The 19,219-nt window shown below is 66.4% G+C and carries 16 protein-coding genes; 5 read left to right on the top strand and 11 right to left on the bottom strand.

Annotated elements, in window-relative coordinates:
• Positions 1-379: 379 nt before the first annotated feature.
• From CFE50_RS12490 to CFE50_RS12455, 8 genes are all read right to left on the bottom strand, one after another.
• Complete coding sequence (locus tag CFE50_RS12490; RefSeq protein ID WP_286733932.1) at positions 380-1,528, bottom strand: aldose epimerase family protein; 1,149 nt, start codon at positions 1,526-1,528, stop codon at positions 380-382.
• A 136-nt stretch (positions 1,529-1,664) separates the two neighbouring features.
• A complete protein-coding gene (locus CFE50_RS12485) occupies positions 1,665-3,404 on the bottom strand; it encodes an IlvD/Edd family dehydratase (RefSeq protein ID WP_184286219.1) in 1,740 nt (579 codons plus the stop codon).
• Positions 3,405-3,486: 82 nt separating this feature from the next.
• Positions 3,487-4,455, bottom strand: a complete 969-nt coding sequence (gene araH, locus CFE50_RS12480; protein ID WP_186380377.1) for an L-arabinose ABC transporter permease AraH — start codon at positions 4,453-4,455, stop codon at positions 3,487-3,489.
• A gap of 26 nt (positions 4,456-4,481) precedes the next feature.
• Positions 4,482-6,008 carry an L-arabinose ABC transporter ATP-binding protein AraG gene (gene araG / locus CFE50_RS12475; RefSeq protein ID WP_027601583.1) on the bottom strand — a complete coding sequence of 509 codons (1,527 nt, stop codon included), beginning with the start codon at positions 6,006-6,008 and terminating at the stop codon, positions 4,482-4,484.
• Positions 6,009-6,067: 59 nt separating this feature from the next.
• Positions 6,068-7,072, bottom strand: a complete 1,005-nt coding sequence (locus CFE50_RS12470; protein WP_007160547.1) for a substrate-binding domain-containing protein — start codon at positions 7,070-7,072, stop codon at positions 6,068-6,070.
• A gap of 221 nt (positions 7,073-7,293) precedes the next feature.
• Entirely contained in the window at positions 7,294-8,163 is an 870-nt protein-coding gene (locus CFE50_RS12465; RefSeq protein WP_286733916.1) for an SMP-30/gluconolactonase/LRE family protein, read from the bottom strand.
• Positions 8,164-8,243: 80 nt separating this feature from the next.
• Positions 8,244-8,930, bottom strand: coding sequence for a FadR/GntR family transcriptional regulator (locus CFE50_RS12460; protein WP_241809774.1), 687 nt, complete (start codon positions 8,928-8,930; stop codon positions 8,244-8,246).
• Between the two features lie 29 nt (positions 8,931-8,959).
• Complete coding sequence (locus CFE50_RS12455; RefSeq protein WP_241809773.1) at positions 8,960-9,715, bottom strand: FadR/GntR family transcriptional regulator; 756 nt, start codon at positions 9,713-9,715, stop codon at positions 8,960-8,962.
• Between the two features lie 268 nt (positions 9,716-9,983).
• On the opposite strand from CFE50_RS12455, the gene CFE50_RS12450 reads away from it, so the two are divergent.
• A complete protein-coding gene (locus CFE50_RS12450; protein WP_241809772.1) occupies positions 9,984-11,294 on the top strand; it encodes an MFS transporter in 1,311 nt (436 codons plus the stop codon).
• On the opposite strand, the gene CFE50_RS12445 is transcribed toward CFE50_RS12450, so the two are convergent.
• From CFE50_RS12445 to pabB, 3 genes are read right to left on the bottom strand one after another with little or no spacing between them, the layout of a single operon-like run.
• On the bottom strand, positions 11,267-12,547 hold the full coding sequence (locus tag CFE50_RS12445; protein WP_286733913.1) for an MFS transporter: 1,281 nt from the start codon (positions 12,545-12,547) through the stop codon (positions 11,267-11,269). The genes CFE50_RS12450 and CFE50_RS12445 overlap by 28 nt on opposite strands.
• 60 nt (positions 12,548-12,607) lie before the next feature.
• A complete protein-coding gene (locus tag CFE50_RS12440) occupies positions 12,608-13,228 on the bottom strand; it encodes a phosphoadenosine phosphosulfate reductase domain-containing protein (protein ID WP_286733911.1) in 621 nt (206 codons plus the stop codon).
• A 48-nt stretch (positions 13,229-13,276) separates the two neighbouring features.
• Positions 13,277-14,620, bottom strand: coding sequence for an aminodeoxychorismate synthase component I (pabB, locus tag CFE50_RS12435; RefSeq protein ID WP_286733909.1), 1,344 nt, complete (start codon positions 14,618-14,620; stop codon positions 13,277-13,279).
• 153 nt (positions 14,621-14,773) lie between these two features.
• On the opposite strand from pabB, the gene CFE50_RS12430 reads away from it, so the two are divergent.
• The 4 genes from CFE50_RS12430 to prpD all read left to right on the top strand — a co-directional run bounded on the left by CFE50_RS12430 (position 14,774) and on the right by prpD (position 19,183).
• Complete coding sequence (locus tag CFE50_RS12430) at positions 14,774-15,475, top strand: GntR family transcriptional regulator (RefSeq protein ID WP_286733906.1); 702 nt, start codon at positions 14,774-14,776, stop codon at positions 15,473-15,475.
• 4 nt (positions 15,476-15,479) lie between these two features.
• A complete protein-coding gene (prpB, locus tag CFE50_RS12425) occupies positions 15,480-16,367 on the top strand; it encodes a methylisocitrate lyase (protein WP_286733904.1) in 888 nt (295 codons plus the stop codon).
• A gap of 55 nt (positions 16,368-16,422) precedes the next feature.
• Entirely contained in the window at positions 16,423-17,550 is a 1,128-nt protein-coding gene (gene prpC / locus CFE50_RS12420; protein WP_286733903.1) for a bifunctional 2-methylcitrate synthase/citrate synthase, read from the top strand.
• Positions 17,551-17,698: 148 nt separating this feature from the next.
• Positions 17,699-19,183: a 2-methylcitrate dehydratase gene (prpD, locus tag CFE50_RS12415; protein WP_286733901.1), complete on the top strand. Its 1,485-nt coding sequence runs from the start codon at positions 17,699-17,701 to the stop codon at positions 19,181-19,183.
• The last annotated feature ends 36 nt before the right edge of the window (positions 19,184-19,219 follow it).

Genomic DNA, 19,219 nt, shown 5'->3' with positions numbered 1-19,219 from the left:
TTGAGGTGGTGAGAGACCCGGCGTCGCGAGGCGCCGGGTTTTTTTATTGGGCGGTGGAAGGGGCTGGCAGGACAGTGGAAAAGGCTGCGCCGTTTTCCACGCTACGGAGCTGATCGCGCTGCTTTGAGGTGGTGAGAGACCCGGCGTCGCGAGACGCCGGGTTTTTTATTGGGTGGTGGAAAGGGGAGTGGCAGAACAGTGGAAAAGGCTGCGCCGTTTTCCACGCTACGGAGCACGGAGCACGGAGCACGGAGGCGAGAGGCGCTCAGCTCTTGCCCCCTCTCCCCTTGGGAGAGGGCTGGGGTGAGGGAAGCCGCACGCACAATGCCCAAAGAAAAGGCCGCTCCCGGGAGCGGCCTTGCGTGCATCGGCAATCGCCTTACTTGGCGGCGAACTTGAAAATCGTCGTCTGGGTGTAGGTCTGGCCGGGATCCAGGCGGGTGGTGGGGAAGTTCGGCTGGTTGGGCGCGTCCGGATAGTGCTGGGTTTCCAGGGTGAAGGCACCCCAGTGGCCGTAGGTCTTGCCGGCCTTGCCCTTGATGTTCCCCTCCAGGAAGTTGCCGGTATAGAACTGCACGCCCGGTTCGGTGGTGTAGAGGGTCAGGGTGCGGCCGGAGCCCGGATCGGTCACCACGGCGGCGGCCTTCTGCAGATCGCCAGCGGTGTTGAGCACCCAGTTGAAGTCATAGCCACCCTGCTTGGGTTCGGCGTACTTCAGCTGCTGGTTGTCGTCGGCGATGTGCTTGCCGATGGCGGTCGGCTTGCGGAAGTCCAGGGGCGTGCCGGCCACGGGCGGCAATTCGCCGGTGGGGATCAGCTTGGCGGTCACCGGGGTGTATTTGTCGGCATTGAGCATCGCCACCTGCTTGAGCACGGTGCCGCTGCCGGCGCCCGCCAGGTTGAAGTAGCTGTGGTTGGTCAGGTTGAGCACCGTCGGCTTGTCGGTGGTGGCACGGTACTTGAGGGTCAGCTGGTTGTGTTCGTCGAGCTGGTAGGTCACCTGGGTGGTGAGGGTGCCGGGAAAGCCCATTTCGCCATCGGGGGAGACATAGCTCAGGGTCACGCCGACCCAGCCGTCGCCCTTGGCCGGCTCGGCCTTCCACACCTTGGTGTTGAAGCCCTGGGGGCCGCCGTGCAGGGCGTTGGTCTTGTCGTTCTGCGGGATCTGGTAGCTCTTGCCGTCGAGGCTGAAACGACCGTCGGCGATGCGGTTGCCGAAGCGGCCGATGGTGGCGCCAAAGAACACCGTGGGGTTGTCGAGATAACCCTGGACGTCATCGAAGCCCAGCACCACGTCTTCGCTGTGGCCCTTGCGGTCGGGCACCTTGAGCGCCTGCAGCACGCCGCCGTAGGTGATGACGGTGGCCTGCATGCCGTGGCTGTTGGTCAGGACGAATTTCTCGATGGGGGTGCCATCGGGCAGCTTGCCAAAGCTCGACTGCTGGCTGCTGAGGCCGGCCGCCTGGGCGGTAAGGGTGCTGATCATGAGTGACAGTCCAAGTCCGGTAAGGGCTAACGTGCGTTTCATCTCGACCACCTTTTCGGTTTGTTGTTGTACAGGGAACAGCGGGGGTTATGGTTTGTTGGGCTTCGCGTTGCTCAACCCAACCTACGAGACCCCGTAGGTTGGGTTGAGCGCAGCGAAGCCCAACGGTAGAGGCCAATCAATGCGAGTGGCGGGGCACCTCGGCGCCGCGGCAGCCGACCAGGAAGTCGAAGTCGCAGCCTTCGTCGGCCTGCAGCACATGATTGACATAGAGGCGGCGATAACCGCCGGCCAGCAGCTGATCGGCCGGCGGTTGCCAGTCGGCCAGGCGCGCGGCCAGTTCCTCGTCGGGGATATCCAGGTGCAGGCGGCCGGAGGCGCAGTCCAGTTCGATCATGTCGCCTTCGCGGACCACCGCCAGCGGGCCGCCGGCCGAGGCCTCGGGGGCCACGTGCAGCACCACGGTGCCGTAGGCGGTGCCGCTCATGCGGGCGTCGGAGATGCGCACCATGTCGGTGATGCCCTTGGCCAGCAGCTTGGCCGGCAGGCCCATGTTGCCCACCTCGGCCATGCCCGGATAGCCCTTGGGTCCGCAGTTCTTCAGCACCATCACGCAGGTCTCGTCGATGTCCAGATCCGGATCGACGATGCGCGCCTTGTAGTCTTCCAGATTCTCGAACACCACGGCGCGACCGCGATGCTGCATGAGCGCCGGGGTCGCGGCCGAGGGCTTGAGCACCGCGCCCTTGGGCGCCAGGTTGCCGCGCAATACGCAGATGCCGCCATCGGCGCGCAGCGGGTTGTCCAGGGCGCGGATGACCTCGTCGTCGCCGTAGATGGGCGCCTCGGCGCAGTTGGCCCAGAGGCTCTTGCCGTTGGCGGTCAGGGCCTCGGGATGGGGCAGCAGGTTGGCTTCGCCCATACGGCGGATCACCGCCGGCAGGCCGCCGGAATAATAGAACTCTTCCATCAGGAAGCGTCCGGAGGGCTGCAGGTCGACGATGGTGGGGGTGCCGCGGCCGACCCGGGTCCAGTCGTCCAGCTCCAGGTCCACGCCGATGCGCCCGGCGATGGCCTTGAGGTGGATCACCGCGTTGGTGGAACCGCCGATGGCGGCGTTGACGCGGATGGCGTTCTCGAAGGCTTCCTTGGTGAGGATCTTCGACAGTCGCAGGTCTTCTTCCACCATCTCGACGATGCGCATGCCGGACAGGTGGGCCAGCACGTAGCGCCGCGAATCCACCGCCGGAATGGCGGCGTTGTGCGGCAGCGAGGTGCCCAGGGCTTCGGCCATGCAGGCCATGGTGGAGGCGGTACCCATGGTGTTGCAGGTCCCGGCCGAACGCGACATCCCGGCTTCGGCGGAGAGGAATTCGTTGAGGTCGATGGCGCCCGCCTTGTAGGCCTCGTGCATCTGCCAGACGATGGTGCCGGCACCGATGTCGCGGCCGTGGTGCTTGCCGTTGAGCATGGGGCCACCGGTGACGACGATGGCCGGCACGTCGCAGCTGGCGGCGCCCATCAGCAGCGCCGGCGTGGTCTTGTCGCAGCCGGTCAGCAGCACCACGGCGTCCACCGGGTTGCCGCGGATGGCTTCTTCGACGTCCATGCTGGCCAGGTTGCGGGTCAGCATGGCGGTGGGTCTGAGGTTGGATTCGCCGTTGGAGAACACCGGGAATTCCACCGGGAAGCCGCCAGCTTCGTAGATGCCACGCTTGACGTGTTCGGCGATCTTGCGGAAGTGTGCGTTGCACGGGGTCAGCTCGGACCAGGTGTTGCAGATGCCGATGACGGGCTTGCCCTGGAATTCGTGGTCCGGGATGCCCTGATTCTTCATCCAGCTGCGGTACATGAAGCCGTTCTTGTCGTTGCTGCCAAACCACTGGGCGGAGCGGAGCGGGCGTTTGGGCGTGGTCATTGTCTTGTCCTCGGGCATTTCACGGGCAAAGCGGTCCCCGGCACGGCGCCCGTGGCGCCGCGGGGGAGGGCAGAGTCTGGGTTTAGCGCTGCTTGAAGCGGTCGATGACCACGGCCAGCAGCAGGATGGTTCCGCGGATGACGTACTGGTAGAAGGTGTCGATGTTCTTCAGGTTCATGGCGTTCTCGATGATCGCCAGGATCAGCACGCCGGCGATCACGTGGCGGATCATGCCGATGCCGCCGGCCAGGGACACCCCGCCCAGCACGCAGGCAGAGATCACCGTGAGTTCGAAGCCCTGGCCGATCATCGGCTGGCCGGAGGTCATGCGCGAGGCCAGCACCACGCCGGCCAGGGCGCCGATCACCCCGTGCATGGCGAAGATGATGATCTTGGTGCGATCGACGTGGACGCCGGCCAGCAGCGCGGCTTCCTCGTTGCCACCGATGGCCATGGTGTTGCGGCCGAAGGTGGTGTAGTTGAGCAGCCAGCCAAAGAACAGGATGCACAGTAGGGTGATGACGATGGGCACCGGCAGGCCGAACAGCTGGCCGTTGCCGAACACGAAGAACTGCTCCTGGGAGACGCCCACGGCCTTGCCGTCGGAGAAGATGTAGCCCAGGCCGCGCACGATCTGCATGGTCGCCAGCGTGGTGATCAGGGCGTTGATCTTGAGCTTGGCGATCACCAGGCCGTTGATCAGACCCACCACCAGACCCATGGCCAAGGCGGCGGCGACGCCGAGCAAGACGCTGTCGAACTCGCGCATCACCACCGCGGCGACCACCCCGGCACAGGCGATGACCGACCCCACCGAGAGGTCGAAGTGGCCGGAGGCCAGGCAGAACAGCATGGTGCAGGCGGCGATGCCCACGGTGGAGATCGCCAGGCCCAGACCGCGCATGTTCAGCGGCGAGAGAAAGTTCTGCACGAACAGCGCACAGAGGGTGAAGATGACGACGGCGGCCAGCATCATGGCCCAGTCGTCGAGGAAGCGGCGGGTGTCGAAACCGCGGCGCGGCGGGGTCAGGCTGTGGGGTTGGGCGGACATGGACGTGACCTCTTTTCTTGTTTTCATCAGGCCCGGGTACGGGGTAGGGCGAGCTGCAGCAGGCGCTCGTCGTTGAACTCGGCGCGGGCCACCTCGCCGGTGATGGCGCCTTCGCTCATCACCAGGATGCGATCGGCCACGCCCATGACTTCCATCAGGTCGCTGGACACCACCACCACGGCGATGCCGCGGGCGGCGAGGTCATGGATGATGGCGTAGATCTCCGACTTGGCGCCGACGTCGATGCCGCGGGTGGGTTCGTCGAGCAAGAGCACCTGCATGGGCATCGACAGCCAGCGCCCGAGAATGGCCTTCTGCTGGTTGCCGCCGGAGAGATTCTTGATCTTCTGCCCGGCGTGGGGCGTCTTCACGTTCAGCGCGCGAATCTGCTTTTCGGCGTTGGCCTTTTCCCAGCGGCCCTGGATCAGGCAGCCGAGACTGGCGTGATGGGCGCGGGCGCTGATGTTGATGTTCTCGGCCACGCTGGCCAGGGGCACGATGCCTTCCTTCTTGCGATCTTCCGGGCAGAGCAGGATGCCGGCGGCGATGGCGTCACGCGGCGACCTTAGGCTGACCGGGGCGCCCTTGAGACTCAGGCTGCCGGCCTTGTGCTTTTCCAGCCCCGCCAGCAGGCGCAACAGCTCGGTGCGACCGGCACCGACCAGGCCGAACAGGCCGAGGATCTCGCCCTGGCAGACCTCGAAGCCCACCGGTTGCTGCAGGCCCTGGCCGAGCAGACCCTCGACCTTGAGGCAGCCACCGCCGATCTCGCGCGGGCGGTAGTCGTAGATGTCGGCGAGATCGCGGCCGACCATCAGGGTGATCAGCTGGTCGGGGGTGATGTCGGCCAGGCGCTCGATGGTGCGCACGTGGCGGCCGTCCTTGAACACCGTCACCGCGTCGCAGATGCGGAAGACTTCTTCCATGCGGTGGGAGACATAGAGCACCACCCGGCCTTCGTCGCGCAGCCGGGCAATGATGGTCATCAGCCGATCGGTCTCGCGGGCGGACAGCGAGCTGGTCGGCTCGTCGAAGGCGATGACGCGGGCGCCCCGGGAGAGCGCCTTGGCGATCTCCACCAGCTGGCGCTGACCGAGCGACAGGCGCCCGACCTTGGTGTTGGGGTCGATTTCTTCGGCCAGGCCCTTGAGCAGGTCCAGGGCCTGGCGGCGCAGGTGGCCGCGATTGACGATGCCGTAGCGCGCCGGCAGGTGCCCGAGAAAGAGATTTTCGGCGACAGTCATTTCCGGCACCAGCTGCAGCTCCTGCTGGATCACGGCGACGCCGGCCCGGATGGCTTCGGCGGTGCTCTTGAACACCAGCTCCTGGCCGTCGATGTTGAGGTGGCCGGTGGTGGGGGCGTGGTAGCCGCTGAGGATCTTCAGCAGGGTCGACTTGCCGGCACCGTTCTCGCCCATGAGGGCGTGCACCGAGCCGGGACGCACGTTGAAGGAGATGTCGGCGAGCGCCTTGACGCCGGGAAAGGTCTTGCCGATGCCGACGAAACCGAGGCTGTCGGCGCTCTGGGCGGTGGTTTGTTCCAGGGCTGCCATGGGGCACTCCTGTCAGACGAAAGAGGAGGGCGGCGCCAGCCGAGGCGCCGCCGGGGTCATCACTTCCAGAGGCCGATCTTTTCCAGCTCCTGCTGGAAATTGGCGCGGGTGATGAGGGTGACCTTGTCCATCGCGGTGTACTTGGGCGGTTCCTTACCGGTGGTGACCCACTCGTACATCATGCTGGCGGTCTGGTAGCCCTCTTCGTGGGGGCTGGGCAGCATGGAGCCGAAGAAGCCGCTGTTGGGTTTCTTCAGTTCGCCGATGGCGTCGGTGCCGTTGATGCCGATGCCGATCACCTGCTCGGCCTTGAAGCCGGCGCTTTCGGTGGCGCGGACGCCGCCCAGCACGGTGTTGTCGTTCATGCCGCCGATGATCAGGTGCTTGGCGCCCGAGGGCAGCTTGACCAGCGCGGAGGTGGTGGAGTCCATGCTGCCGGGCACGTCCAGGGTCTTCTGCGGCGCGAAGATGATGTGGTCGGCGGGCAGGCCGGCCTTCTTCAGGGCTTCCACCGAACCGTCGGTGCGCTTCTTGCCGGTGTCCAGCTCGTTGTAGGTGTTGATCACCGCATAGGTGTCATCCCACTTCCAGCCACGCTTCTCGGCCTCGGCGGCCATGGCGGCGCCCTGCTGCTGGCCGACCTCGAAGGCGGCCATGCCCAGGTAGGGCACGTCTTCCATGAATTTGCCCTTGGCGTCGACGAAGCGGTCGTCCACGGCCATGACCTTGAGGTCGTTGAGCTTGGCCTTGGCCACGATGGCCGGGCCGAGGGAGACGTCGGGCGGGCAGATCACGAAGCCCTTGGCGCCGTTGGCGGCCAGGCTGTCGATGGCGGCGAGGGTCTTCTCGCCATCCGGCACGGCGATCTTGAGCAGGGTGAAGCCCTTGTCCTTGGCGGCTTTCTCGGCGAAGGCCCACTCGGTCTGGAACCAGGGTTCCTCGGGTTGCTTGACCAGGAAACCGATCTTGACCGGATCGGCAGCGAAAGCGGAGAGAGACAGGCTGACGGCACCGGCGGCGAGGGCGGCACGCAGCAGAGAACGAACTCCCGGAACACGGAACATAGCTGGAACTCCTTGTTTTTATTGGTGTGGCCAGGCAATGCGAGGCGGCGGGTTGCCGTCGTGGAGGTCAGACGACACCGCTCTTCATTGATATTATGATTGGATGGAGGCGGGTGCAAGGAAAAGGTGACGAGATTTTTCGCCACCTCTGTCACCAAGCTGTTACATAGGGGCTGGAGCGGAAAGGCGCCGCAGAGGGGCGCCCGGGTCGGTAGGATGAATCAGCCAGCGAACCTGTGGCAGGGCATGCCGGCTACCGGTGCGGTCGCCTTGAGCAGGGCGCCGTCGAGGCTACCCTCGGCGGCGGCGCTGGTGACGTACAGGGTGCGCAGATCCGCTCCGCCGAAGACGCAGCTGGTGGGGCGCTGGACGGGCAGCTCGACGATCTCCAGCAGCTCGCCCTCCGGCGAGAAGCGCAGCAGGCAGTTGCCATCCCAGCGCGCATTCCATACGCAGCCTTCGCTGTCGATGGCCGAGCCGTCCGGCGAGCCACGCTCGTGGGGACCGGCCCAGACGGTGGGGGTCCCCAGGTTGCCGCGGGCGTCCAGCGGATAGCGATAGAGGGTGTCCTTGAGGGTGTCGGCGCTGATGACGTGGTTGTCCGCGGCGCTCCACACCAGGGTGTTGGCGATGCCGAGATCGCTGGCGTGACGACTGACGCTGCCGTCCGGATCGATGCGGAACAGCCCGCCCGAGTGCCGGTCGATGGCCACGTCGCCGCCCTGGGCATCGAGATTGTTCTGCATGGTGCCCAGCCACAGACGCCCCTGGGCGTCGCAGCGGGCTTCGTTGCCACGGTTGCCCGGATCGGGATCGGCGACGCAGAAGAGTTCCAGGGCGGGACGGTCCGGTGGCGAATCCAGGTCAAGACGGAAGACGCCGTCGGGCAGGGTCACCAGGGCGTCGCCGCGCACCGTGGGCACGAAGGCGGAGCAGGGCCGGTCCAGTTGCCATTCCTGATAGTGCTCGCCGCGCAGACGGCAGGCCTTGAAGCCGGCGATGTCCACCCAGTAGAGCGCCTGGGTCTCCTGGTCCCAGAAGGGGCCCTCGGCCAGTTTGAAGCGCTGGGGAAGCAGCGGCTGCCAATCCATCGTTCACCTCTCTTGTTGTGGCAGTACGGGAAATCCAGGCATGGGAACCTGCAGCGACGCCGAGGTTGCCGACCGAGACGTCAGTCCGTATAGCGCGCCAGGGTCACGGCCGCGCTGTCGATCAGCATCATGCAGGCCCAGACGGCGCGCGCCGCGTCGCGCGAGGCGATGCCGTCGGCGAGGGTCTTGTGCAGGGGAAGGGTACGTCGCAATTCGGCGGGATCGGCCGACGACAGGGTAAAGGAGGCCGCCAGCAGGGCGCCCAGGGCGGGCACCATCTGCTCGATGAATTGATTGTGGCTGGCCGCCAGGACGCACTCGTGGAAACGCTGGTCGGCGGTGTTGTAGTCGCCGCCGTTGAGCGATTCTTCCAGGTGCTGGTAGGCGACCTGGATCGCCTGCACCTGCTCGGGAGTGGCTCTTTCGCAGGCCCAGCGGACCGCCGCCGGCTCGATGGCGTGGCGCAGATCCAGCAGATCCTTGACGAAATGGGCAGGCAGACCGCCCGTGGCCAGCCAGCCCACCACCTGGGTATCGAACAGATTCCAGCGACTCAGCGGCAGGACCCGGGTACCGACCTTGGGGCCGACTTCCAGCATGCCCTTGGCCGCCAGGGTCTTGATCGCCTCGCGCAGGATGGTGCGGCTGACGCCCAGCTCCTGGCAGAGATCTGCCTCTACCTTGAGGGCGCTACCGGGTGGAAATTGCCCGGCCGCGAGACGCTGGCCGAGTTGTTCTACGGTAGAGGCATGGTAGCTGCTGGACATGAGGGCATACCGCGAGTGGGTTCTTGCCCTTAATGATCATACGAAATTTCACCTTCAGACAAGGGCTGCGGCCGGAAGGCCTCGGCGACCATGTCGTTGACACCGGCCAGCTGGGCGATGGCGGCGTGGCGAGCGGTCAGCGGGTCGCGGTGCTGGATCGCGGTGAGGATCGCCTTGTGCCGGGAGACCAGCAGGTTGAGGCTTTCGCCGGCGGCGAACAGCGCCGAGGAACGCTCCAGATAGTCCCGCACCGGCAGCAACATGATGCTGTAGAGGTGAGTCAGCAATTCGTTGTGGGTGGCCGTGGCGATGGACAGGTGAAAGGCCATGTCCGGCTCGGCCATGTCGGCGATGTCCGCTGCCTGCTCCATGCGCTCGTAGGCGTCTTCGATGGCCGTCACATCTTCGGGCTGGGCATTGGCAGCCGCCATGGCGGCGACCTCTGGCTCGATGATGTTGCGCACCTTGACCAGGGTCTCGTAGAAGCTATGCCGCGAATCGCTCTCCAGCAGCCAATGCAGCACGTCCGGATCGAGCAGATGCCACTCGTTGCGTGGCTTGACCACGGTTCCGACCTTGGGCTTGGACCTGACCAGGCCCTTGGCCACGAGCACCCGGGTGGCCTCACGCAGGACGGGGCGGCTCACCTCGTACTCTTCGCACAGCTGCGCCTCGGGGGGCAGGCGCTGTTCTGGCAGAAAGTGTCCAGACACGATCTGGGTACCGAGCTCATGAACGATGCGAGCGTGTCTGCTTTTGCGCGGCAGCGGTGTCTTGTAATTCATCGAAAGGCATCCGAAGTCGTCGTGCCATCACTATAACACCATCAGCGCGATAACCAATGTGATCGCGGGCCAGGCGGCTCTGTAATGGGGATCAGTGGAAATCAAGAGGTAAGATTTCCTACTTCGTAACATTATTTTAATAGTACCAAATTTACCTTAATGGCCGATTAATGGCGGCTTTTGGCTATTTAACGTCTCAATGATATTACGTTAGACTTTAGGGCGATCTGCGCTTCAACCGCACAAAAACAACAAGTCGGAGAACGCCATGCACCCCGAATCCGTCCTCATTCGCCGGATCACGCGCAAGCTGATTCCCTTTCTCGTCCTGCTCTATCTGGTCGCCTACATCGACCGCTCTGCCGTAGGCTTCGCCAAGCTGCACATGGGCGCCGACGTCGGCATCGGCGACGCTGCCTACGGCCTCGGTGCCGGCCTGTTCTTTATCGGTTACTTCCTCTTCGAGGTACCCAGCAACCTGCTGCTGGAGCGCTTCGGTGCCCGGCGCTGGTTCGCCCGCATCCTGATCACCTGGGGCGCCATCACCATGGGCATGGCCTTCGTCCAGGGCCCCACCAGCTTCTATGTCATGCGCTTCCTGCTGGGGGTGGCCGAGGCCGGCTTCTTCCCCGGGGTGCTCTACTACCTCACTCAGTGGTTCCCGGTGCGCCACCGCGGCAAGATCATGGGGCTGTTCATCCTCTCCCAACCCATCGCCATGCTGGTGACGGGGCCGCTGTCGGGCATGCTGCTGCAACTGGATGGCGCGCTCGGCCTGCACGGCTGGCAGTGGCTGTTCCTCTGCATCGGCGCGCCGGCGGTGCTGCTGGCCTGGCCGACCCTGACCCGGCTGCCGGATGGTCCGCAACAGGTCGCCTGGTTGAATGCCGAGGAAAAGCGCTGGCTGGCCACGGAGCTGGAAAAGGACCTGCACCTGTTCGACCAGACCCGCCATGGCAACCCCCTGCATGCGCTCAAGGATCGCCGGGTGCTGCTGCTGGCGCTCTACTATCTGCCGGTGACCCTGAGCATCTATGGCCTGGGGCTGTGGCTGCCGACGCTGATCCACCAGTTCGGCGGCAGCGATCTCACCACCGGCTTCATCTCGGCGATCCCCTATGCCTTCGGCATTCTCGGCCTGCTCATCGTGCCGCGCAGTTCGGATCGCCTGGGCGATCGCTACGGTCACCTGGCCGTGCTCTATGCCGTGGGCGCCCTGGCCATGGCCGGCAGCGCCTGGTTCGGCACCGCCGTGCTGCAACTGGCGGCGCTGTCGGTGGTGGCGTTCTGCCTGTTTTCCCTTACCGCGCTGTTCTGGACCCTGCCCGGACGCTTCTTCGCCGGGGCCAGTGCCGCCGCCGGCATCGCCCTGATCAATTCGGTGGGCAACCTGGGCGGCTATCTCGGCCCCTATGGCATCGGCGCGCTCAAGGCGGCGACCGGGACTCTGGCCTCGGGGCTCTATCTGCTGGCCGCGGTGCTGGTGTTCGGCCTCCTGCTGACCGGCATCGTCTACACCCGCCTGGAGCGCAAGAGCCGTCGGGAAGAGAATTACGCCGCGGAGCGTTCCGCCGGCTGACGCCCCGGACAGGTCTCGGCGGCGAACCAGGCGGCGCCGAGGCAGACCAGATTGGCCACCAGCAGATAGCCGGCCGGCGCCATGCGATCCCCGGTGGCGCCGATCAGCCAGGTCACCACGATCTGGGCGGTGCCGCCGAAGGCCGCCACCCCCAGCGCATAGACCAGCGAGAAGCCGGTGGCTCGCACCCGCTGCGGAAAGCTTTCCACCAGCAGCACGATCAGCGCGGCGCCGCTCATGCCATGCAGCCCGGAGAGCACCGCCAGGGTCAGCAGGAAGGTGCCCGGTCCGGGTGCCTGGATGATGAGCTCCAGCGCCGGATAGAGCAGTACCAGCAACAGCAGGCGCGGCAGGATCAACACGATGCGCCGGCCGTAGCGATCACTGAGCACCCCGCCGATGATCGAGCAGACCGCCATGGCCGCGCCCATCACCAGGGTGGCGAGCATGGCGGTGCTGGCAGGTAGCCTGAGTTCCACCAGGGCGAAGGTGGTCATGTAGTTGAGGAAATACTGGGTTATGGTGCTGCCCGAGAGGATCAGCAGGCCCAACAGCAACGGCCGGCGCTGGGTGGTCATCACTTCGCGCAGCACCGCGCTGGTTCCGCGCGTCTCGCCCTCATGGGTATCCACCAGGCCGCGGCGGATATAGAGGCCTATGGGCAGGATCACCAGGCCCAGCAGGAAGGGCAGGCGCCAGCCCCAGGCCAGCAGTTGCTCCGGCGTCAGCCAGAGGGTCAGGCCGTAGCCGATCAGTCCGGCCGCCACCGCGGCCAGCCCCTGGGCCACTACCTGCCAGCAGGCGTAGGTACCCCTTCTGTGCAGCGGTGCCGCTTCCAGGATGTAGGTGGTGGCCGGTCCCGCTTCACCGCCCCAGGCCAGGCCCTGTAGCAGCCGCGTCAGCACCAGCAGGATGGGCGCGGCGATGCCGATCTGCTCGTACCCCGGCAGCACGGCGATGCCGCCGGTGCCCAGGGCCATCAGCACCATGGTCAGCAGCATCGCCGGCTTGCGGCCGACGCGATCGGCCCAGGCGCCGATGAAGATGGCGCCCAACGGTCGCACGACGAAGCCGACGCCAAAGGTGATGACGCTGGCCATCAGGCTGGCGAAGGCGTTTTCCGAGGGAAAGAACACCTGGCCGATGAGCACGGCGAAGGTGGCGTAGACGCCGAAATCGAAGAACTCCACGGCGTTGCCGAGCACAACGGCAAAGACGCCCTTGCGGGAGTGGGTTGGGCGGGTAGCGGTCATGGGCGGTGGTTCAGCGGGGCAGGGTACGCGCCCGGGATTGGGCGCGCAGGAGTCGTCGACTCAGTGGGCGAGGTGCAGGCCGCACTCGCGATTCTCGTCACCCTTGGTGGGGTCGAAGTAGTCGAATTCGTTGGGCAGGTCGTGGGCGGTCAGGTACTGGTAGAGATCCTTGGAGGTCCAGTGCAGCAGCGGTGCCACCTTGATCAGGCCGTCCGGATTGACGCTGACCGGTTCCATCTGGGCGCGTACCGCGGTGTCGGTGGCGCGCAGGGCGGTGAACCAGACCTCGGGCGCCGTCTCGCGCAGGGCGCGGGCGAAGGGCTCCAGCTTGACCTCTTCGGTGAAGGCGGCGTGGCGCGGATCGTCCAGCCCCGGCACCGGGCCCTCGATGGCCTCGCGGTGGGCGCGGGAGCGCCTGGGCAGGTAGGTCACCAGGTTGAGGTTCAGCTTGCGCACGATCTCGTCGGCGCAGCGATAGGTAGCGGGGGTGTTGTAGCCGCTGTCCATCCAGACCACCGGGATGTCCGGCTTGACCTGGCTGACCAGGTGCAGGATCACCGCCTCGAAGGGCCGGAAGTTGGTGGTGACGATGGCGCTCTTGCCCAGCCCCAGGGCCCAGGCGACGAGCTTTTCGGGGTCGCGGCCGAGGTCGGCGTTGATGCGGGCGAGATCGAGAGACATGGCGGGCTCCAGCCGGGTAAGGGATGAGGCCATGGTAGCAAAGCCGGATCAGCTGTGGGCTGCCAGCGTCTCCAGCAGCACCCGCACCTTGGCCAGGGACTCGGCGTATTCGTCGGCCCAGTGCGAATCCATGACGATGCCGCCGCCGCCCCAGCAGCTCAGCACGCCGTCTTCGGCGAGCAGGCTGCGGATCAGGATGGAGCTGTCGCTCTCGCCGCGCACGTCCAGATAGAGCAGCGAGCCGCAGTAGGGACCGCGGCGGGTCTCTTCCAGCTCGTCGATGATCTGCATGGCGCGGATCTTTGGCGCCCCGGTGATGGAGCCGCCGGGGAAACTGCCGGCCAACAGGTCCAGAGCGTCCAGCCCGGCGGCCAGTTCACCGGTGACGGCGCTGACCAGGTGGTGGACGTTGGGATAGCTCTCCAGGGCGAACAACTCGGGCACCCGCACCGAGCCGATCCGGCAGCTGCGGCCCAGGTCGTTGCGCAGCAGGTCGACGATCATCAGATTCTCGGCGCGATCCTTAGGGCTGGCCAGCAGGGCACGGGCTTCGGCGGCATCGGCACCGGCCTCCGCGCGCCTTGGCCGGGTGCCCTTGATCGGCCGCGTTTCCACCTGACCGCGGCTGACCCGCAGGAAGCGCTCCGGTGAGTGACTGAGCAGGGCGCCGCGCTCCAGCGCCAGATAGCCGGAGAAGGGCGTCGGGCAGGCCGCGCGCAGCGCCTGGTAGGCGGTCCAGGGCGAACCCTGGAAGGGGGCGCGAAAGCGCTGGGCGAAGTTGACCTGATAGCAGTCGCCGGCGGCGATATAGGCCTGGATGGCCTCGATGCGCTGGCGATAGGTGGACTCGTCGATGTCTGCGGCGAAGGGGGCGGTCAGCCGGAAGCCTTCGGCCTCGGGCGCCGCCCCGGCGTCGAACAGGGCGATCAGCCGCTGGCGCTCTCCTGCGTCCAGTGCCGGATGGCAGACCAACTGGCTGGTCCGTGCCTGGTGGTCGGAGATCAGCGCCCAGGCATAGAGCCCCAGGCGGGCGTCGGGCAGTTGCAGATCGACACGGGCACCGTCCGGCAGCCGCTCCAGGCGTCGGCCGAAATCGTAGGCGAGATAGCCCAGCAGGCCGCCGGCGAAGGGTAGGTCTGCACCCTCCGGCAGGTCGGCGTGACCCAGGCTGGCCAGGGCGGCGCGCGTCCGCGCGAAAAAGGCGCGCCCCGTCTCGCCGGAAGCGGGTTGCAGCACCTGCAGCGGCCACGCCGCCATGAGGTCGTAGCGACCGCGCTCGGCCACCGGCCGCCCGGAATCCAGCAGCACCGCGCCGGGCTCGCCCTGCAGCAGGGCGAAACGCGCCGTGGGATCGGCGTGGTAGGGCAGGGGATGCAGATGGCAGAGGGGCATGGCGAGGTCGGCTGGGAGAGACGGCGCGCTAGTGTAGCGAACCGCCTCTGGCGGGGCGAGATACAGGCTGTCACAGCTGGATTGTCGACAAAGATTGACGAGAAAGGCGTTCAGGCGTAGTTATTCAGCCCATAAACACAAAAGGTGTCGACAATGATCGATAGCCCCCTCCAGGCCGAAGCGCCCGAGACCGACAGCGGGACCCTCTCCGAGCAGGTGTTCCGCCGGATCCGCGAGGCCATCGTCCGCGGTGACGTGGCGCCGGGCAGCAAGATTTCCGAGCCCGAGCTGGCGCGCACCTATGGCATCAGCCGCGGGCCGCTGCGCGAAGCCATCCACCGGCTGGAAGGCCAGCGCCTGGTGGTGCGGGTGCCCCATGCCGGCGCCCGGGTCGCCGCCCTGAGCCTGGCCGAACTCGTCGAGCTCTACGAAATCCGCGAATCCCTCGAAGGCATGGCCTGCCGCCTGGCGGCCGAGCGCCTCATCCCCCAGGGCATCGACGAATTGCGCCAGCTGCTGGACACCCACGAGCGCGATCCGGCGTTCCAGGCCGGCACCGGCTACTACCTGCAGGAAGGCGACCACGACTTCCACTACCGCATCATCCAGGCCAGCGGCAACGGCATGCTGGTGCGGCTGCTCTGCGGCGAGCTCTACCACCTGGTGCGCATGTACCGGCTCAAGGTCTCCGCCACTCCCAATCGTCCGCGCCAGGCCTTCGCCGAGCACCATCGCATCCTCGATGCCCTGGCGGAGGGCGACGGCGAACTGGCCGAGCTGCTGATGCGCCGCCACATCGCCGCCTCCAAGCGCAATCTGCAGCACCATCCCCAAGTCCAAGACCAGTCGAGGTAACGCCATGCCTGCCGTCAGTCCCGGCCAGAAATTCCGCGCCGCCGTCGCCGCCGAACGCCCGCTGCAGGTGGTCGGCACCCTCAATGCCAATCATGCGCTGCTGGCCAAGCGCGCCGGTTTCCAGGCCATCTACCTGTCCGGCGGCGGGGTCGCGGCCGGCTCCCTGGGGCTGCCGGACCTGGGCATCAGCGGCCTGGAAGACGTGCTGATCGACGTCCGCCGCATCACCGATGTCTGCGACCTGCCACTGCTGGTGGACGTCGACACCGGCTTCGGCGCCTCGGCCTTCAACGTTGCCCGCACCACCCGCGCCCTGATCAAGGCCGGCGCGGCGGCCATGCACATCGAGGATCAGGTCGGTGCCAAGCGCTGCGGTCATCGGCCGGGCAAGGAGATCGTCAGCCAGCAGGAGATGGTCGATCGGATCAAGGCCGCGGTGGATGCCCGCACCGATCCGGACTTCGTCATCATGGCGCGCACCGACGCCCTGGCGGTGGAAGGCCTGCAGGCCGCCATCGACCGCGCCTGCGCCTGCGTCGAGGCCGGCGCCGACATGATCTTTCCCGAGGCCATCACTGAGTTGCCCATGTACCGCCAGTTCGCCCAGGCGGTGGGGGTACCGATCCTGGCCAACATCACCGAATTCGGTGCTACGCCGCTGTTCACCACCGAGGAATTGGCCAGGGCCGAGGTCGGCCTGGTGCTCTATCCGCTGTCGGCTTTCCGCGCCGCCAATCGCGCCGCCGAAAACGTCTACACGGCGATCCGCCGCGACGGCAGCCAGCAGGCGGTGGTCGACACCATGCAGACCCGCGCCGAGCTCTATGACCGCATCGATTACCACCGCTACGAGGACCAGCTGGACCGCCTGTTCCAACAACAGAAACACTGACGCTCCACCCTGAACGCCCGCTTTTTCGCCTAACAAATCCAAGAGGAGCGAGACGATGGCAGACAGCAAAACCCTCGGCGGCGCCGGCCTGCGTGGCCAGGTCGCCGGCCGGACCGCGCTTTGCACCGTCGGCAAGACCGGCGCCGGCCTCACCTACCGGGGCTACGACATCCGTGAGTTGGCCGCCGGGGCCGACTTCGAGGAAGTCGCCCACCTGTTGCTCTATGGCGAGCTGCCGACGCAAGCGCAACTGGACGCCTATCGCCAGCGCCTGGCGGCCCTGCGCGACCTGCCGCAGCCGCTCAAGGAAGGCCTGGAGCGCATCCCCGCCAGCGCCCACCCCATGGACGTGATGCGCAGCGGCGCCTCCCTGCTGGGCACCCTGGAGCCGGAGCACAGCTTCGCCGACCAGCAGCAGGTGGCCGATCGCCTGCTCGGCGCCTTTCCGGCGATCCTGCTCTACTGGCACCACTTCAGCCAGAGCGGCACCCGCATCGACTGCACGAGCGACGCCCCAGACATCGCCAGCCACTTCCTCACCCTGTTGCACGGCAAGGCGCCCAGCGAGTTGCATGCCCGGGTGATGAACGTCTCGCTGATCCTCTATGCCGAGCACGAATTCAACGCCTCCACCTTTACCGCCCGGGTCTGCGCCTCGACGCTGTCGGATCTCTATTCCTGCGTCACCGGCGCCATCGGCTCCCTGCGCGGCCCGCTGCATGGCGGCGCCAACGAGGCGGCCATGGCGCTGATCGAGCGCTTCGCCTCGCCCGAGGAGGCGGTCAGCGGCCTCAAGCAGATGCTCGAACGCAAGGAAAAGGTGATGGGCTTCGGCCACGCCATCTACCGCGACAGCGATCCGCGCAACGAGGTGATCAAGGACTATGCCCGGCAATTGGCGGCGGAGGTGGGCGACAGAGTGCTGTTCACGGTCTCGGAAGCCATCGACCGCACCATGAAGGAAGAGAAGGGACTGTTCCCCAACGCCGACTTCTACCACGCCTCGGCCTATCACTTCCTCGGCATCCCGACGCCGCTGTTCACGCCGATCTTCGTCTGCTCGCGCACGGCCGGCTGGTGCGCCCACGTCTTCGAGCAGCGCGCCGACAACCGCATCATTCGCCCCAGCGCGGACTACATCGGGGTCGAGCAGCGGCCGTTCACCCCTATCGCCAACCGTTGATTGTTTGATCGCGGCCATGGGCCGCTCCTACGAGGGCGGGAGCGTCCTGTAGGAGCGGCCCATGGCCGCGATGGACCTAACCCCGTAGCAGCGGCCGCATCGGCGGACCGCCATGACCGCGATAAGACGCTATATAAAAGGAACCCCCATGAGCGCCAACGTCGATCTCAACAACCGACCCGATTACGACCAGGTCATCCAGGACCTGGCCGATTACGTGCTGACCTACCAGGTCACCTCCCGCGAGGCCCTGGACACCGCCCGCAACTGCCTGATGGACACCCTCGGCTGCGGCCTGCTGTCCCTGCGCTTTCCCGAGTGCACCAAGTTGCTCGGCCCCCAGGTGGAGGGCACCGTGGTGCCCCAGGGCGCGCGGGTGCCGGGCACCAGCTATCGCCTGGATCCGGTCAAGGCGGCCTGGGACATCGGCTGCATCGTTCGCTGGCTGGACTACAACGACACCTGGCTGGCCGCCGAATGGGGCCACCCCTCCGACAACCTCGGCGCCATCCTGGCGGTGGCCGACCACCTCTCCCAGCGCCGCGTGGCCCAGGGCGAAGCGCCCCTGACCATGCGCCAGGTGCTGGAGGCCATGGTCATGGCCCACGAGATCCAGGGCGTCTTCGCCCTGGAGAACTCCTTCAACCGCGTCGGCCTGGACCACGTCTTCCTGGTCAAGCTGGCCTCCACCGCGGTCAGCGCCAAGCTGATGGGCGCCAACCGCGAGCAACTGCTGGCGGCGCTGTCCCATGCCTTCGTCGATGGCCAGGCGCTGCGCACCTATCGCCATGCACCCAACGCCGGCAGCCGCAAGTCCTGGGCCGCCGGTGACGCCTCCAGTCGCGGCGTGCGCCTGGCCGACATCGCTCTGCGCGGCGAGATGGGCATCCCGGGCGTGCTCAGCGCGCCCCAGTGGGGCTTCTACGACGTGCTGTTCAGCCACACCAACAAGGACCTGGCCACCAAGCCGGCCGACCAGCGCCAGTTCCGCTTTCCCCAGGGCTTCGGCAGCTACGTGATGGAAAACGTGCTGTTCAAGATCAGCTTCCCGGCGGAATTCCATGCCCAGACCGCCGCCGAGGCCGCGGTGATCCTGCATCCCCAGGTACGCGACCGCGTCGATCAGATCGAGAAGATCGTGGTGACCACCCACGAATCGGCCATCCGCATCATCTCCAAGCAGGGGCCCATGGCCAACGCCGCCGACCGCGACCATTGCCTGCAATACATGATCGCCGTGCCGCTGCTGTTCGGCGATCTGGTCGCCGAGCATTACGAAGACGCCTTCCACCAGGCCCATCCGCGCATCGACCAGTTGCGCGAGAAGATGGAAATCGTCGAGGACGAGCGCTACAGCCGCGAGTACCTGGAAGCCGACAAGAGATCCATCGCCAACGCCCTGCAGGTGTTCTTCACCGACGGCAGCAGCACCGAGAAGATCGCCGTGGAATATCCCATCGGCCATCGCCGGCGCCGCGAAGAGGGCATTCCGCTGCTGGAGCGCAAATTTCAGAGCAACCTGGCGACGCGCTTCCCGGCCGGTCGCTGCGCGCAGATCTTCCAGCTGTGCAAGGACCAGGCTGGCCTGGAAGCCACCCCGGTGCATCGCTTCGTGGATCTGTTCGTGCTGTAAACAGAAGAGGCGACTCGCTCGATCCCGGAGGGCCAT

It is taken from the genome of Pseudomonas sp. PGPPP4, from assembly GCF_002256045.1.
Classification (GTDB): Bacteria; Pseudomonadota; Gammaproteobacteria; order Pseudomonadales; family Pseudomonadaceae; genus Chryseomonas; species Chryseomonas oryzihabitans.
The sequence above is the reverse complement of the archived record's forward strand: the minus strand, read 5'-3'. Positions and strand labels throughout refer to the sequence as shown.